Origin of the sequence: Sporosarcina aquimarina (assembly GCF_023715615.1) — a bacterium.
Classification (GTDB): Bacteria; Bacillota; Bacilli; order Bacillales_A; family Planococcaceae; genus Sporosarcina; species Sporosarcina aquimarina_A.
Genome location: NZ_JAMBOM010000001.1, coordinates 427,564 through 443,343, shown reverse-complemented (window position 1 = coordinate 443,343; position 15,780 = coordinate 427,564). Strand labels below are relative to the sequence as shown.

General features: G+C 42.9%; 14 protein-coding genes. 3 read left to right on the top strand and 11 right to left on the bottom strand.

The genetic code is table 11. The annotated features are described in order from the left end of the window. Positions 1-3: 3 nt before the first annotated feature. The 11 genes from M3197_RS02005 to M3197_RS01955 all read right to left on the bottom strand — a co-directional run bounded on the left by M3197_RS02005 (position 4) and on the right by M3197_RS01955 (position 12,312). Positions 4-1,125, bottom strand: coding sequence for an MBL fold metallo-hydrolase (locus M3197_RS02005; RefSeq protein WP_251658337.1), 1,122 nt, complete (start codon positions 1,123-1,125; stop codon positions 4-6). 33 nt (positions 1,126-1,158) lie between these two features. After that, positions 1,159-1,554 (bottom strand): DsrE/DsrF/DrsH-like family protein, encoded by a 396-nt coding sequence (locus tag M3197_RS02000; protein ID WP_251658336.1) that lies wholly within the window; start codon positions 1,552-1,554, stop codon positions 1,159-1,161. 4 nt (positions 1,555-1,558) lie between these two features. Next, positions 1,559-2,122, bottom strand: a complete 564-nt coding sequence (locus M3197_RS01995; protein WP_251658335.1) for a sulfurtransferase TusA family protein — start codon at positions 2,120-2,122, stop codon at positions 1,559-1,561. A gap of 38 nt (positions 2,123-2,160) precedes the next feature. Further along, positions 2,161-2,457, bottom strand: a complete 297-nt coding sequence (locus M3197_RS01990; protein WP_251658334.1) for a rhodanese-like domain-containing protein — start codon at positions 2,455-2,457, stop codon at positions 2,161-2,163. 621 nt (positions 2,458-3,078) lie between these two features. After that, positions 3,079-3,465 carry a DUF302 domain-containing protein gene (locus M3197_RS01985; protein WP_251658333.1) on the bottom strand — a complete coding sequence of 129 codons (387 nt, stop codon included), beginning with the start codon at positions 3,463-3,465 and terminating at the stop codon, positions 3,079-3,081. 63 nt (positions 3,466-3,528) lie between these two features. Beyond that, positions 3,529-5,169, bottom strand: a complete 1,641-nt coding sequence (locus M3197_RS01980; protein ID WP_251658332.1) for a glycerol-3-phosphate dehydrogenase/oxidase — start codon at positions 5,167-5,169, stop codon at positions 3,529-3,531. A gap of 84 nt (positions 5,170-5,253) precedes the next feature. After that, positions 5,254-5,940 (bottom strand): MgtC/SapB family protein, encoded by a 687-nt coding sequence (locus tag M3197_RS01975; RefSeq protein ID WP_251660046.1) that lies wholly within the window; start codon positions 5,938-5,940, stop codon positions 5,254-5,256. Between the two features lie 390 nt (positions 5,941-6,330). Then, positions 6,331-7,617 carry an amidohydrolase gene (locus M3197_RS01970; RefSeq protein WP_251658331.1) on the bottom strand — a complete coding sequence of 429 codons (1,287 nt, stop codon included), beginning with the start codon at positions 7,615-7,617 and terminating at the stop codon, positions 6,331-6,333. Positions 7,618-7,636: 19 nt separating this feature from the next. Continuing rightward, positions 7,637-9,160: an AbgT family transporter gene (locus tag M3197_RS01965; protein ID WP_251658330.1), complete on the bottom strand. Its 1,524-nt coding sequence runs from the start codon at positions 9,158-9,160 to the stop codon at positions 7,637-7,639. Positions 9,161-9,174: 14 nt separating this feature from the next. Further along, positions 9,175-10,602, bottom strand: a complete 1,428-nt coding sequence (locus M3197_RS01960) for a M20 family metallopeptidase (protein ID WP_251660044.1) — start codon at positions 10,600-10,602, stop codon at positions 9,175-9,177. A gap of 306 nt (positions 10,603-10,908) precedes the next feature. Beyond that, the gene (locus tag M3197_RS01955) at positions 10,909-12,312 is read right to left on the bottom strand and encodes a YfcC family protein (RefSeq protein WP_251658329.1); all 1,404 of its coding nucleotides are present in this window, start codon (positions 12,310-12,312) and stop codon (positions 10,909-10,911) included. A 114-nt stretch (positions 12,313-12,426) separates the two neighbouring features. On the opposite strand from M3197_RS01955, the gene M3197_RS01950 reads away from it, so the two are divergent. The 3 genes from M3197_RS01950 to menC are packed head-to-tail and all read left to right on the top strand — an operon-like array spanning position 12,427 to position 15,538. After that, positions 12,427-13,242: a MurR/RpiR family transcriptional regulator gene (locus tag M3197_RS01950; RefSeq protein WP_251658328.1), complete on the top strand. Its 816-nt coding sequence runs from the start codon at positions 12,427-12,429 to the stop codon at positions 13,240-13,242. Between the two features lie 14 nt (positions 13,243-13,256). Next, on the top strand, positions 13,257-14,390 hold the full coding sequence (locus M3197_RS01945; protein ID WP_251658327.1) for a M20 peptidase aminoacylase family protein: 1,134 nt from the start codon (positions 13,257-13,259) through the stop codon (positions 14,388-14,390). Further along, complete coding sequence (gene menC / locus M3197_RS01940; RefSeq protein WP_251658326.1) at positions 14,390-15,538, top strand: o-succinylbenzoate synthase; 1,149 nt, start codon at positions 14,390-14,392, stop codon at positions 15,536-15,538. Before M3197_RS01945 ends, menC begins: the two co-directional genes overlap by 1 nt. Positions 15,539-15,780 lie beyond the last annotated feature (242 nt).

Sequence of the window (15,780 nt, the reverse complement as noted above, 5' to 3'; positions counted from 1 at the left end):
TAGTTATCGAACGGCACACCGATTCGGTCCAATTTCCATTTCGCGCTGTGTTTCAGCGTCTGGTGTGAGCACACCCATATTGGTTTTTCGGATTTCCTGATAGGCATTCGGCTGTGGGGGTAAGTTCTCAGTTACGAGGACACGAAATTCGTTTTCATCCTCAACTTGCAACCCATGGTTTTCTGAAAATAATACGCTTAGCTGCTTCGCGACGCTGCCGTCTGCATTCACTTCTTTCATCTCCATGAAATGCGCTGGTAGCACGACGAGTTCCTCGGATAACTGTTCATAGCGATTGTAGAGTGTTGTTCGTAAGTCTCCTACCCAATTATCCGCCATCCCTGCAAGATCTGGGCGCCCAATCGAGTCAATGAACAAAATATCTCCGGTGAGTAAGTAAGCCTCATCCACGACAAATGACGTCGATCCGCTCGTATGACCTGGTGAAAATACCGCTTCTACTGAAGTTTCACCTACAGTGACGCGAAGCCCATCTGCTAATTTTTTATAGTCAAAGACGACTTCCTCCGCATCTTGACTCGGCAGGTAATAGGTCGCACCTGTTGCTTCTGCAATGACATTCCCTCCAGAAATGTGGTCCGCGTGCAAATGCGTGTCGAATACGTGCTCAATCGTTGCACCCTTTTCTTTTGCGAAGTCGAGGAACACATCCGTCATACGCGTTGCGTCGATAACTGCTGCTTTGTCTGCGTCAATCACCATATACGAGAGACACCCTTTGCCTAGGCGGACGAATTGATAGAGTTCTCCACCACTTTTCAACGTGCCCACTTTCACCGGCTCTAAGTATTCACTCCAAGCTTTCATGCCACCTTCGAGATATGCAACGTCCATCCCCTCGTCGGAGAGCATTTCCGCTATCATTTGTGAGGACCCTTCTTTCGCACAGACGACTAGAATATCTCGGTCCCTAGGCAATTCTCCTTTGATGTCATCGACACCATCCAATAAATCGAAGTATGGAATATTCAAGTACTCGATAGATTCCCCTTCAATTTTCCAATCTGCAAACGCATCTTCATTACGCACATCTAGGATGAAGAGCGGCTTTTTTTCGATACTGTATCGAGCAACTTCCGCTGGTTTCATAATACGAACTGTCATGATTGCTACCCCTTTCTGTGATTAATTCTCTTGTTAAAACGTGAGTGTCACATCTGCTTCTTTCGCAAATTCCAGGAAAGTTACTGCACCACCAACGTCGATACCGTCTACGAAAGCATCCACTTCTAATCCCATAACGTCCATTGTCATTTGGCACGCAATGAATTTCACACCCAGCTCTTGCGACATGGCAATCAATTCCGGAATGGTTGGCACGTTTGCTTTTATGAATCCTTCTGCAAAATGCTCTTTCCCTTCAGGTAGTGGAAGATTGGAAGAAGCTTGTTTGTGGATTAAGTTCAATCCTTCAAACGTGAAGAAAATTGTTACTTCGTGTTCGCTTGCTGCCGCTGCAGTTGCGATGTTGAATACTTTGTATGCGTCAAAAAGTTCTCCATTTGCTGCGATAATTGCTGTTCGTGTAGTCATGATTTCAGTTCCCCTTTTTTGTTTGTTTTGTCCACTCGGTCATGCCAGGCACGACGTTGTATAGTTTTTTGAATCCGTTTTCTCGTAGTTGAATTCCTGCAATTCCACTTCTTCTGCCTGTTTGACAGATGAGATATAGATCTTTACTTTTGTTCAATTCATTCATTCGTGTTTCGATTTCACCTAGAGCGATATGGATAGCGCCTGGAATGTGGGCTTCGTTATATTCCTCAACTTCACGAACATCGATAATCTCCAGTGAGGATTCTTGCTCCAGTTTTTTCATGAATGTATCTAGTTGGACCACAGGAATCTCTTGTTTCACTATCACGTTGGCGCTATCTTTCTTCAAGAAATGATGCAAGACATCCTGTTCCGTTTCGGTACCTAGGTAAGCGTGCCCCGAGCTCGCAGCCCATGCTTTTATGTCTGCTGTTGAGCCTTTGTCAGTAGCCAATACTTCCAAGACGTCTCCAGCAAGTAAGTCATTCATCGCCTTTCGAGTACGCACAATTGGCATTGGGCATGCGAGCCCTTTGACATCTAGAATATGTTCCGTTTTAATCACTTCGCTACCTCCAATTCCAGCTAATTCATAAACTAGTGTTATTCGATTTCTCCATCCCAAGCCATCATTCCGCCCACCAGGTTCGTTGCGTGGTAACCGTGATCTTCAAGAAGTTGCACGGCGCGACCACTTCGTCCACCTGAGCGACATACCATAATGTAGTGTGTTGCCTTATCTAAGTCTTGTAGTTTGAATTCAAGTAGCCCAAGTGGAATGTGCGTGACTCCGGGAATCTTGCCGCTTTCAACTTCTTCAGTTTCACGCACATCAATTAAATGAATAGGTTGCTTATCAGCTAGCCGCTGCTGGACTTCTTGGGGTGTTATTTCTTTCATCGCTATTTTCCGCCTCCGTATTACCCCGCAGGGTATAATTTTTAATAAAAAATATATGTCAGGTTTAATACCCTACGCCGTATATTACACAGTGTATCTTTGATTGTCAAAGAACGTGTTTTGCCTGATTGTGAAATATGAAGCGCATCATGCAGTGGTGAGGGAAAGTTTATGAGCAATTTTCGTGTTTTATGAGCTAAATCTCAGCTTTATGATCACTTCCTGTGATTTATGAGCGAAATCTCAACTTTATGAGCACTTTCCATGATTTATGAGCGGAATCTCAACTTTATGTTCACTTCCCGTGATTTATGAGCAGAATCTCAACTTTATGAGCACTTTCCATGATTTATGAGCAGAATCTCAACTTTATGAGCACTTTCCATGATTTATGAGCAGAATCTCAACTTTATGAGCACTTTCAGTGGTTTATGAGCAAATCACCAACTTTATGAGCACTTTCAGTGGTTTATGAGCAAATCACCAACTTTATGAGCACTTTTCCAGATGAAAGAGCAAGCACAAACTTTTACATACATTCAGCAGGTCAACTAGCGCCTCAATACTCTAACACAGCAAAAAACGCCTCCATCCAAGGAGGCGTTCCAACTAATTCGGGCATTATTTAGCAGCTTGATCGATACAGGTAATCAGTTGCTGCTCCACTTCTTTTGCTGTGGTAAGAATACGTTCGTCGCCAAAGCCTTCCATCAGTTTCGTGGGCAATGGCATAGCAATCTTGATTACTCCATCTTCTTCAAACACGGCAATCTTACATGGCAAGAAGGCACCTGCTAGCAAATTTTCATTCAATACGTTTGCTGCGATAGAAGGCTTGCACACTTCAAGAATTGTATACGGTGCTGGCGGCTGAACCCCTTTCTCCTCAAGTTTTGCACTCAAGTCAAAGTTCCAAAGTACCCCGAATTTAGCTTCTTGCAAGGATGCTTCAATCGCTTGTATCGCTTCTATTCGTGTTTTAGTAGTTTCTTTAACATATGTGCTCATAGAATAATTCCTCCTCTACTTCAAGGCTGTCCTTAATTTTCCCTAAACGACTAGCAAGTAAACTTACCCCTTCGCGTCTGCTAGCCTAGCTTCCAGTTCTTCACTGTACTGGTTCGTTTGTCCACTTGACCAATTAAAAACTTCCTTCATATAAGAAATGACATCCTTTTTCCATTGTTCGACCCAGTGTATATCAAAGAATATGGCACCTGTTCTACGCATGAAGTAATCTACTGGTGTCATTGCCATTTCGTACTCAATTGCATATAGCAGTGTCAGCTGGATGGCGAGAGGAAGTTGACTAGATGGTTTTACACGGCTCACTAATTCTGCGACTTGGTTCGTATTCGTACCATACATGGATGCAATATTGAGTCCATCTTGAAAGGATAGACCGAGTTTCGTCAGTTCCTTTGCCCGATCTTCCACATAGGGATGGTAATCTCTGGATTGATTGAACTCGCCGCCTGATAGACGTAATGTTTTCGTCATGCAAGGCCCCACTTTAACACCTTGAATTTTCAATTTCTTGATTATAATATCGGTAATTTCTTCTGCCATTTTCCGATATCCGGTCAACTTGCCGCCCGCAATGGTTAACAAGCCCGTCGATGACTCCCACACTTCATCTTTACGGGAAATTTCTGAAGGTCCCTTCCCCACTTCTTGGATGAGCGGGCGTACTCCTACCCAGGTAGACTCGATATCATTCATTCCGACAAACGCATTCGGGAACATCGTTGTGATCGCTCGCAATAAGTATTGTTTGTCTTCATCCGCCAATTCAGGATTTTTCAAATCCGCTTCATATACTGTGTCCGTAGTTCCGACATACGTTTTCCCATTACGCGGAATGGCAAAGATCATTCGACCGTCTGGTGTGTCAAAGTAAATCGGTTGATGGAGTGGCAGTACAGTACGATCAAATACTAAATGAACTCCTTTCGTCAACAGCAATTTGTTTCCTTCCACTTTCTCGTCCAGGTTCATTACTTCCTCCACCCATGGTCCTCCCGCATTCACGACGATAGTGCCATGAGCATTGTACGATTTGTCCGATAACTGATCGACCAACTTGGCGCCATTCACTTTACCTTGTTTGTCATACAAAAACTCAGTAACTTTTGTGTAATTAATTAAATCTGCCCCTTGCTCATGGGCTTTTTTTGCGACCTCCATCGTTAAACGGGCATCGTCTGTCCGATACTCAACATATTCACCGCCACCGATTAATCCTTCTTCATTCAGGAGTGGTTCATGTGTGAGCACTTCTTCTTTAGTTAGCATTTTTCTTCGTTCAGAATTTTTCACACCTGCTAGAAAATCGTACACTTGAAGACCCAATGACGTCGATAATTTGCCGAACGTCCCGCTTTTATAAAATGGTAATAGCATCCATTCCGGATGAGTCACGTGAGGTGCATTTTCATAGACAATCGCACGCTCTTTCCCAACATCTGCAACTATCTTCACTTCTAGTTGTTTTAAATAGCGAAGGCCGCCATGAACCAATTTTGTTGAGCGACTAGAAGTTCCAGCCGCAAAGTCCTGCATTTCTATTAGTAGCGTTTTTAACCCACGTGACGTGGCATCCAACGCAATTCCGGTTCCAGTAATACCGCCCCCAACGATAATAACATCATAATGAGCGTTCGAAAGTTGTTGTAAAATATGAGTTCGATTCGTGTGCGAAAATGGTTTCATAAGCAAATCGTCTCCTTTTTCTAGACCGTATAAATGGTTTCTATTCTTACTGTACGCTTTCTACTGAACAAAGTCCTGCCTTAACTAGCTAATAACTTCAACGGTGTGAACAAATTCAATTTGTTTAATTAAATTATAGATTTCTGGAAGGGTCCGTTTGGCAGACACTCTTGCTTTGATCTCCAATAAGTGCATATCTTCTTCGTCAAGATCTTTAATACGGGATTGAAATATTTTAAATCGTTGACGCTGTAATTCTAGCATCACCGTTTCAATACTAGACTGTTCGTTTACTTTGATGCGAAATGTAAGTTCCTGATAACGCAACCGTTTCGGTCCGTATTTAATAACAATGTATGGGATCAGTTCCACACTCAGGATGAGTAATAACACTCCGAAAATAGCTTCCATGTAAAAGCCGGCACCAACTGCAATCCCGATTCCCGCCGCTCCCCAAATCATTGCTGCCGTGGTTAGCCCAGAAATTCTTTCATTCCCACGGCGCAAAATTACACCGGCGCCCAAGAAACCGATACCAGATACAATTTGTGCAGCTAATCGGAGGGGATCCATTTGAATTTTGACTCCGCTCATACTATCCGGAAACGTGTACGCTGATTCAATAGAAACAATCGTCAACAAGCAACTGACGATGCTAATGACAAGACTTGTTTTCAAGCCGAGCGGTTTACTTTTCAGTTCCCGTTCTAAACCAATTACCAGACCTAGCACCGCTGATATGCTCAACTTCATAATCATTTCTGCTTCCATCCAAAAATCCATTTGCCCCACCTCCTGAACCGGTTGTTTCTATTAGTGTATTTTCAGTGTACTCGAAGAATGCCACAACATGCTAAAAAGTGAATACGGTATTGAAGTTTTTGTAAGTGAGCTATCTCGCATTGACCTCATTCCATCTTCTCAGACAGGTGTGGGTGAATGTCCGACATCTTAAGAGCTTTCTCCGACAATTGAGTGAAGTTCCCGATCACCCCTAGTCATTTCTCCGACACCTAGCGATATTTCTCGATAACGAGACACAATTCAACTGCTTTAAGGGGCTTATTTGTAGCGCTTCGCTTGTTTTAAGATGACCTTTCTCATCATCAAAAATCCCCGGCTAGACCGTTTCATAAACGGTCTAGCCGGGGATCAGTTATTCTATTCCCTACCATTCAAAGCAAGTACTGTTCGATGCAATACATCGACCGCTACTGGCAAAGTATCTTCCTTAATATCAAAACGTTCGTTGTGATGACCTGCCGCAAGCTCAGTACCGAAAATACAGTACGTCGCCTGGCCGTGGTTATTTTTCACACGTTCCATGAAGTACGTGGCGTCCTCAGAACCTGCAGATGCATTGTCTGCATGGTGCACTTTCGTAATCCCCATCGTCTCTTTTGCAACTGCACCGATCATTGCCGCGAGACCTTCAGAGCATTTGCAACTGATGGCCTCACCGACAACATCGATCGAGCACTCGACGTCATACATGACAGCCGCACCACGCAGTACGTTTTCTGCTTGACTGCGAATGTACTCATTGACTTCGGATGTTTCGCCACGCGTCTCTAATTTCATAGATGCCGTATCTGCAATGACGTTGCGGCCACCGCCAGCTTGGAGTTCACCAACATTTACACGAGATGTCCCTCCTGAGTGACGAGAAATCGCATGTAAATTCAACGTTGCGCTGGCAGCTGCGAGTAACGCGTTCTTCCCTTCTTCAGGCTGCGCACCTGCATGAGATGCACGTCCTTTGAAAGTCACATCCATTTTCGTAGACGCCATAAATCCATTTGCCGCTGAAACAAACTCACCATGTGGGACACCTGTGCCGATGTGGATTGCAATGAAGAAATCCGCGTCATCGACTACACCTGCTTCTGTCATCGATTTCGCACCCCGAGCCCCTTCTTCAGCTGGCTGGAATACTAGGCGGATTGTTCCGTTAAAGCTTTCCGGATCTTCTGCTACCAGTGTTGCAAGCCCAAGTCCGATAGTCGTATGTGCATCATGTCCACATGCATGCATAGAGCCTTCTGCGATGGAGCGGAAACCGAGTTTGCCAGGAACGTGTTCTTCATCAGTAGATTCGAATATCGGTAACGCATCCATATCGACACGGAACACAGTGACAGGTCCCGGACGTCCTGTATCCCAATCAGCGACAACTCCTGTAAACCCCTCTTCAAAATAAGACAAGAACTCTTCGACTGCTCCATTTTCAGCAGCCCACTGTACATGAGCTGCTATTTGCTCATCTGAAGGTTTACCTAATATTTCATCTTCGGCCATTACGTCTTTTCCGAGTCGTACATTAAATCCGAGACGTGTCACTTCCGCTGCAACTATGGAAGCTGTTCGCATTTCCAAAAATCCTTGCTCAGGATGACGATGTAAATCGCGTCGCCATTCTGTTAGTTGTTCGTGTAACTTTACAACCACCTTGCTCCCCCCCTAACGGTTACTTCAAAAATGGTGTAACACCTGGTCCGAATGGAATCCCGGCATAGAAGAATAACAGAATAAGCAAAATCCAAGCAATTAAGAAACAAATTGAGAATGGAAGCATTAGTGAAATGAGCGTTCCGATTCCTGCCTTTTTATCGTATTTCTGCATGAATGTCAGAACGACAACCATGTATGGCAATAGCGGAGTAATGATGTTTGTCGATGAATCGGCAACACGATATGCGACTTGTGTAAATGCTGGGTGATAACCGAGTTGCATGAACAGTGGGACGAAAATCGGTGCTTCCAGTGCCCACTTTGCAGAACCGGATGTAATTAAGAAATTCAAGAGTGATGTGAAAATGATGTACCCTATAATGAGGCCCATTCCAGTAAAGTTGACAGATTCCAAGAATTCAGCACCATTCACTGCGATCCATGTACCTATGTTCGACCATCCGAAGTAGGCAATGAATTGCGAAATAGCGAAGATTAGAACGATATAACCTGACATGTCTTTCATAGACTCCGCCATGTAACCAGCAATATCTTTTCCGCTCTTAATCTTCCCAACAGATATTCCGAACGTGATCCCTACTATTAAAAATAGGAATAAAATAATTGGGACAATCCCTGAGATGAACGGCGACGGAATCATGGTGCCTCCTTCACCACGGAGGGGACTATTTGGCCAAAAGATTCCTACTGATAGGATTGCAAGATATAAAAGACCTGCAATCACAGCGTTACGTAATGCTTTTCCAGAACGTGGATCTTCTTCGTCCATCTCCAACTCAACCGCATCCCCTTTATATTTCCCTAGACGAGGTTCGATGAATTTAGATGTGATGAAGCCTGCTAGCAGCGTTAACATGAACACAGAAACCATATTGAAGTACCAGTTATCAACTGGAGAAACGGTAATCGAATCATCTACAATTTTCGCGGCCTCTGTCGAAATTCCAGCAAGCAAAGCGTCTGTTCCGACGATGAATAAGTTCGCAGTAAACCCAGCACCCGCCGAAGCATAACCAACCGCAAGTCCTGCAAGTGGATGACGGCCTACTTTATAGAAAATCATTGCAGCAAGAGGTGGAACAAGAAGCATCGCTGCGTCTGATGCAATGTTCCCCATGATCCCTACGAATGCGACCGCATATGTAAGCAACCAAGGAGGCGACTTCATAATTGATTTCTTTATAGCATAATCGAACAAGCCAACTTTTTCAGTAAGACCAATTCCTAGCATCATCGCAAGCACGATACCGAGTGGTGCAAAGCCAGTAAAGTTCGTAATCATGGATTCTAGAATGTACTTCAATCCTTCACCCGAAAGCAAGTTGTTGATCGGCAATGTTTCACCTGTACCTGGGTGCTTCACAGATGCGTCAAACAGACTAAAAATGAACGACGCAATCATGACGGCTACTGCCATTCCCACGAATAGAATGAACGGGTCCGGTAATCGGTTCCCCAACCGTTCGATGCCATTCAATGCTTTGTTAAAAAACCCTTTCTTTGCTGTTTCCACTCTCATTCCCCCTTTTCTTTTCAGCTACCGAGCGGTGAAGGTTGAACGCCTTCAGGTATCGGACAGGTATATGGATTTTCTTTGGCAAACGCGACAAATTCATCTCGAACCGGCGCCAGTAAATCTGTATTTTCAAAAATTTTAAGTGCAGTGAGCGCCATGGATGCACCTGCTCGCAACATCCCTTTGTGCGCATTTGACGATATCCCTTGGCTCGTCATTTGCCACGTATGAAGAGGTGTCCCTAGTGCTGACGTAGATGTCGACATCTGTGCGGTAGGCAAAATCCAGCTTACATCCGAAACGTCGGTGGACGCAGTCAAAATTTCTGTTGGAACTTCATACGGCGCTATGCAATCCGACACATATTTCCCAACGAATTCAGAACCATCCCCTACATATCCAAATCCTTTCATCACACCAAGATAATCTTTCTGTTCTGCCTTTGATAGTGATTCAAAGATGCCTTTTGCATACTCTTGTTCGTCATCTGTTGGTGCCTCGATTCCAATTTCTTGTAAGCTTTCATACAAGATTTTTTCAAGTGCACGGTTCGGAATGTAATTTGAGCAAGCTTTATCCACTTCAACGGTTACTGTGGTTTCTGTCATAAGGGCTGCGCCTTCTGCAATTTTGTTCACCCGTTCAAACAGATCCATGACACGTTCTGTATTAACATCCCGAACTAAGTACAGTACTTCTGCATTCGCTTGAACGACGTTTGGTGCAAATCCTCCAGTATTTGTAATTGCATAGTGAATTCTTGCCTCGTCCGGCATGTGCTCGCGTAAATATTGAACTCCTGTATTCATTAGCTCTACAGCATCAAGTGCACTACGACCTAAATGCGGTGAGTTTGCAGCATGTGAAGGTACCCCTTTGAAACGATAAAACACTTGAATATTTGCAAGAGTGCTCAAACTCATAATGCTGTTTGTTGGCGATGGGTGCCACGTTAGGGCAAGATCAGTCCCATCAAAGACGCCTTCACGGGCCATAAACGTCTTACCAGATCCCCCTTCTTCCCCAGGGCAACCGAAGAATTTCACAGTTCCAGGGAGCTTATGCTCTTCTAAATATGCTTTTGCTGCGCATGCTGCCGCAAATGCACCCGTTCCGAGTAGATTATGTCCGCAACCATGACCAATATGACGCTCCCAGCGTTTTTCTTCAATCGCGTTCGGTTCTTGACTTAACTCAGGCAACGCATCGAATTCCCCCAGAAATCCAATGACTGGATGCCCTTGTCCAAAAGTGGCTGTGAATGCGGTTTCAATTCCACCGACACCCCGTTCCACTTTGAATCCTTGCTGCTCACATTGCTCAGACAAGTACTTGGCAGATTCATATTCTTCAAAACGTGTTTCAGGATGATAAAAAATGTATTCACTGACCTGTTCAAAATAATTAGCATGCTGCTTTAAATAATCTTTTGTGAAAGCTTGCAAACTCACTTGCCTCTCCCCCTTAATATATTGAATACAAACAATAGACTGATTATATAGTAAATAGTATTTCAAGATTCGTCAATACACGACATTTATTTTGTTCACTAAAGATGTTCAGAAAAGAAAAGGTAGATCTATCCATCCTACTATTTTATTAAGTGATGTAGACCTTTAAACTTTCCCTTTCAAAAAAATAGAGCCATCTCAAAAGTCCAAAAATCAACGTTTTGAGACAGCTTATACCGAGTTTTGTGTATCAAGTTGGAAATCCAAACAAACTGACGTAAAGAGAATTTTGTTTTTGGATTACATTGGACCCCAATTCATCAGCACACCAATAATGAGGAAGATAATACCCAGGACAGTCCAAATCAGTAACAGTGGGAAAACGAAGCGTACCCACTTTGTCCATGAGATCCCTGCAATTGCTAAGTTCGCCATGAGAATCCCTGACGTTGGTGTGATAACGTTTGTAAATCCGTCTCCCATTTTGTACGCCTGAACAGCCACTTGACGAGGAATTTCCATCAAATCAGCGAGTGGCGTCATAATTGGCATGACAATAACGGCCTGTCCGCTTCCTGATGAAACGAGAATATTGAACAATTCGTTTGCTATAAACATGACCACAGCACCGCTAACACTTGTAAAAGGAGTCATTACGTGTGCCATTCCATTTACGATGGTGTCCAAAATGTTCCCTTTTTCAAGAACAACTACGATTGAACGAGCCATCCCAATAATCATAGCTCCATAGACTAATCCTTTCGCTCCCTCGAAAAATTCTAACACTAGTCGATTTGGAGTTAGTTTTGCAATGATCGCAGTTCCTACAGCGATTATTAAGAAAATAGCAGCCATTTCATTTAGTGACCACCCGAATTTAAAAACACCGAATACGTAGGTAGCGATACCTAAGACGAGCCAGATAAGCACCAACTTATGAATACCTGTAATTTCGACTTCTTTATTTAGCTCCTCACGTTCTTCAATCTTTGGAAAGGGGTTTGAACCCAAAACGCTTTTCAACGGATCCTTCTTAATCTTTTTCACATACCAAGAGACATATAGGATTGTCGTTAATAGAATAATGATATAAATAACAATACGATATCCGATTCCTGAGAATAAGGGCAACTGAGCAATTTGTTGCGCAGTCCCTGTTGTCAGCGGATCTAGAAATGCTGTATTAAATCCTGCGTATGCTCCCAAGTATATAATTGAGACACCTACTACAGCATCTAACTTCATCGACCTCGCTAAAATGATTCCAATCGGGATGAATGCAATAACTGCATTTACAATAATTCCCAAAGTTCCAAAAATAGAAAACAGTACCATTACAATTGTGATTAAGACAAGCTCTTTGTTCTTCGTTTTCTCAATTGTTTTTAAAATCATGGCGTCAATCGCACCTGTCGATTCAATGACTGCAAAGGAACCGCCAATGATTAACACTAAAAAAATCAATGGCGCAGAACTAATCATTCCTTCCTGTATCGCAAGAAATACGTCAATAAGACTGGCCGGTGTGCTAGCAACCTGTTCGTACCCATCTGGAACGACGACTGTAACACCATCAATTTCTTCCCGTTGAAACTCCCCTGCTGGAATGATATACGTCAAAACAGCCATAAGTGCCAATATTATAAAGAGAATTACGTATGCATCCGGAATACCTATCTTTCTTTTCCGTTTTTCTTTCTCCATCAAAACACCCCATTCTGAATTGTCGTAACATTTCGTTGACTAACACTATAGTAAAGCCTATAATTTATTTTGACAATAATAAATTATATGATTCATTCGAAAGTTGGAGAGTTTATGGACTTTATCGGAAAAACAAAAGCTGCCTATCCAGATTTAACTTCAGGTTTGAAAAAGGTCGCTGATGCTTTATTAATCAATCCCATTATGTTTGCTACACATCCAGCAAAAAAGATTGCAAGCCTAATTGACGTAAGTGAAACGATGATTATCCGGTTCGCAAAATCAATTGGCTATCCAGGGTTTGGAACGTTACAGACCGAAATTCAGAGAAGTCTTTTGTCGCTCACGCCCCCAAGCGGAGTTGAATCCACAACGGTTTCCGACCCTTATTCAGGTGTGATGGAAAGCGATAGTAAAAATATTGCTCAAATCGCCAACCAGCTAGACTGGAAAACTACAGAAGCCGTTGTAGACCATCTTTCTACGTCTACATCTGTAAAAGTTGTAGGCTATTATCAATCTTATGCTTATGCACATTGGTTCACATTTTTGCTTAACAGTTTACTAGGTAATACATCGTTGTATCACCCAGAAACTGAAATTGGCATCTCTACTTCTGGTAGAGGGAATTGTGTTGTTCTTTTTTCATTTTATCGGTACGCGCTCGGGTCAATCCGATTAGCAAAGGAAGCGAAGGAACGGGAGAACACCGTTATTATCATTACGGATTCCCTCGTGAGTCCCGCCAATGAGTTTGCGGATTACACCCTTGTCATACCGATTTCCCAGAAATCGGTACTGGAAAAAGGACCTGTGACATTTTCGTTTTTGAATAGCATCCTTCTTCATATTGCCAAGAAAACTGGAAAGCTAAGCTTTGTAAACCCGACGAGTAATTATTTCATCAATGAAGACACTGATAACAATTGAAAGGGAGTTTTAAAATGACCTCATTTAGCAAAGAGAAAGTATCCGAAACGTTCGCGCACTTACATGCTAATCCTGAATTAAGCTGGAAAGAGTTTAAGACGACAGAATTTGTCAAACAAAAACTCGAAGAAGCTGGTTGCAAAGTTCGCGTTTTTGATGATTGCACAGGAGTTATTGGAGATATTGGGAATTTTGATAAAGGGAATCTCATCATCGCTTTAAGAGCAGATATGGACGCATTATGGCAAGAAGTCGATGGAAGTCTTCAAGCAAATCACTCATGTGGTCATGACGCACATATGACGATGGTTCTAGGAGTACTTTGGAAACTGAAAGACATGCCCGAATTACTAAAAAACTTGGGTGTCCGCTTCATATTCCAACCTGCTGAGGAAGTCGGCGCTGGAGCGTTGAAACTTGTCGAACACGGTGTCGTGGATGACGTGGATTATTATTATGGGATCCATTTGCGTCCTTTCCAAGAAACAGAAAACGGAAAGGCGGCTCCTGCTATTATTCACGGTGCGACTGGTTCTATTGAAATAGAAGTACGTGGGGATGACGCACACGGAGCTCGTCCACATTTGAATTCGAATTCGATAGAGGTTGGAACGTACTTAGTGAACGCCATTCATACGATTTATCTAGATCCTACAATTCCACATTCAGCAAAAGTCACTCGCTTCCAAGCAGGAGGACAGAATACAAATATCATTCCCGGTAACGCCTCATTAGCAATCGACATTCGTGCTCAAACGAACGAGCTAATGGAAGAGTTACAAAAGAAAGTATACGCAGTTATTGACTCAGCAAATAAGTTGTTTGAATCTAGCGTAAAAATAACGGAAGAACATGGAATTGCAGCTGCATGCGTAGACGTTGACGCACAAAAAATCGCACAGCGGGCAATTGAAATGAGTCTTGGAAAAGAAAATACTGTAGCGCCCATTCTTACTCCAGGTGGAGACGATTTCCACTTTTACACCATCAAAAAGCCACATTTAAAAGCGACAATGATCGGGTTAGGTTGTAATTTATCTCCCGGCCTTCATCACCCTCATATGACATTCGATCGAGATGCGATGTACAACGGCATTGACATTTTAACGACCATTGTCAAACTACACGCAAAAGGAGTAGTTGAATAATGCAATCTATCCATATTAAAGAAGTAATCCTCCACCACACAAAGGTAGCGCTAATTGCCCCATTTACAACAAGTTTTGGAACAATGGAGCAAAAAGATGTTTGCCTAGTCGAAGTAGTAGATGAAACAGGAGTATCTGGTTGGGGAGAAACCGTTACAAGTAACGAGCCTTATTATAATGAAGAAACTACCGCTACAACGGTTTACATGCTGAAAGAATTTCTAATCCCCCGACTGTTGAAGAAAGAGATTACCCATCCTAACGCTGTACACGATATGCTGTCGTTTGTTAGAAGGAATAATATTGCTAAAGCGGCGATAGAGACTGCAATTTGGGATGTATTCGCTAAGAAAAATCATACATCCATTGCAAACTTACTTGGTGGAACACAAACAGATATTGCTGTGGGTAAAAGTATCGGCATTCAAGATACTCCTGCTAAATTAGTTGAAAAGGTTCGAGAGTTTGTTGATGAAGGTTTTAAAAAAATCAAAGTAAAGATTAAGCCTGGAGCAGACATAGACTATCTAAAAGCTGTTCGCGACACGTTCCCAACCATTCCTTTGATGGCGGATGCAAACTCAGCTTATACACTTAAAGATATCAACCACTTAAAAGAGTTGGATTCCCTGAATCTTATGATGATTGAACAACCTCTAAGCCATGACGACATTGTGGATCACCGAATCTTGCAACAAGAACTCACAACTCCTGTCTGTTTGGACGAGAGCGTTCACTCACTCGACGATGCGCGTAAGGCAATTGAATTAGGCAGTTGCAAAATCATTAACATTAAGATTGGACGCGTCGGTGGCTTATATGAAGCTAAGCGTATTCATGATTTATGTATGGAACACGACATCCCCGTTTGGTGTGGTGGCATGCTAGAAACAGGGGTTGGACGTGCGCACAACATCCAGCTGACTACGTTAAAAAACTTCACGATTCCAGGAGACACAGCACCGTCAGCACATTATTGGAAAGAAGATATCGTGACACCAGAAATTGTAATGGATCACGGAATCATTCAAGTTCCTTATGGAGATGGAATTGGGTATGAAGTGGATTGGGATAAACTGAGCAATGTATTGATCAGTTCTGAACGTATTACTGAAGTTGATACGACTCATCCGATACCTAGTGCGTGACTGGTTGAAAAAGACTGTCCAGATTGTTAATAGAAACGGATCCCTGCTGTTGCCTATTCTTTTCACAACACTTTTCTTCTAGATGAATTATCATGAAGGGAATTTCAAAACTATATAGTAAGAAGTCACGTTGATTGAAGCGAAGGGCGGTGACTCCGGAAGGAATACTATTGGAAACAACCTAAGTTCGTAGCTTCCTGACACAATGGTTGCATCACCTACGTCCTGTCCTCCCCACCTGA

What these genes read in the sequence shown, in the direction of transcription:
- M3197_RS02005 (WP_251658337.1), bottom strand. Translation starts at nt 1,125, where the DNA reads ATGACAGTTCGTATTATGAAACCAGCGGAAGTTGCTCGATACAGTATC.
- M3197_RS02000 (WP_251658336.1), bottom strand. Translation starts at nt 1,554, where the DNA reads ATGACTACACGAACAGCAATTATCGCAGCAAATGGAGAACTTTTTGAC.
- M3197_RS01990 (WP_251658334.1), bottom strand. Translation starts at nt 2,457, where the DNA reads ATGAAAGAAATAACACCCCAAGAAGTCCAGCAGCGGCTAGCTGATAAG.
- M3197_RS01985 (WP_251658333.1), bottom strand. Translation starts at nt 3,465, where the DNA reads ATGAGCACATATGTTAAAGAAACTACTAAAACACGAATAGAAGCGATA.
- M3197_RS01980 (WP_251658332.1), bottom strand. Translation starts at nt 5,169, where the DNA reads ATGAAACCATTTTCGCACACGAATCGAACTCATATTTTACAACAACTT.
- M3197_RS01975 (WP_251660046.1), bottom strand. Translation starts at nt 5,940, where the DNA reads ATGGAAGCAGAAATGATTATGAAGTTGAGCATATCAGCGGTGCTAGGT.
- M3197_RS01965 (WP_251658330.1), bottom strand. Translation starts at nt 9,160, where the DNA reads ATGAGAGTGGAAACAGCAAAGAAAGGGTTTTTTAACAAAGCATTGAAT.
- M3197_RS01955 (WP_251658329.1), bottom strand. Translation starts at nt 12,312, where the DNA reads ATGGAGAAAGAAAAACGGAAAAGAAAGATAGGTATTCCGGATGCATAC.
- M3197_RS01950 (WP_251658328.1), top strand. Translation starts at nt 12,427, where the DNA reads ATGGACTTTATCGGAAAAACAAAAGCTGCCTATCCAGATTTAACTTCA.
- M3197_RS01945 (WP_251658327.1), top strand. Translation starts at nt 13,257, where the DNA reads ATGACCTCATTTAGCAAAGAGAAAGTATCCGAAACGTTCGCGCACTTA.
- menC (WP_251658326.1), top strand. Translation starts at nt 14,390, where the DNA reads ATGCAATCTATCCATATTAAAGAAGTAATCCTCCACCACACAAAGGTA.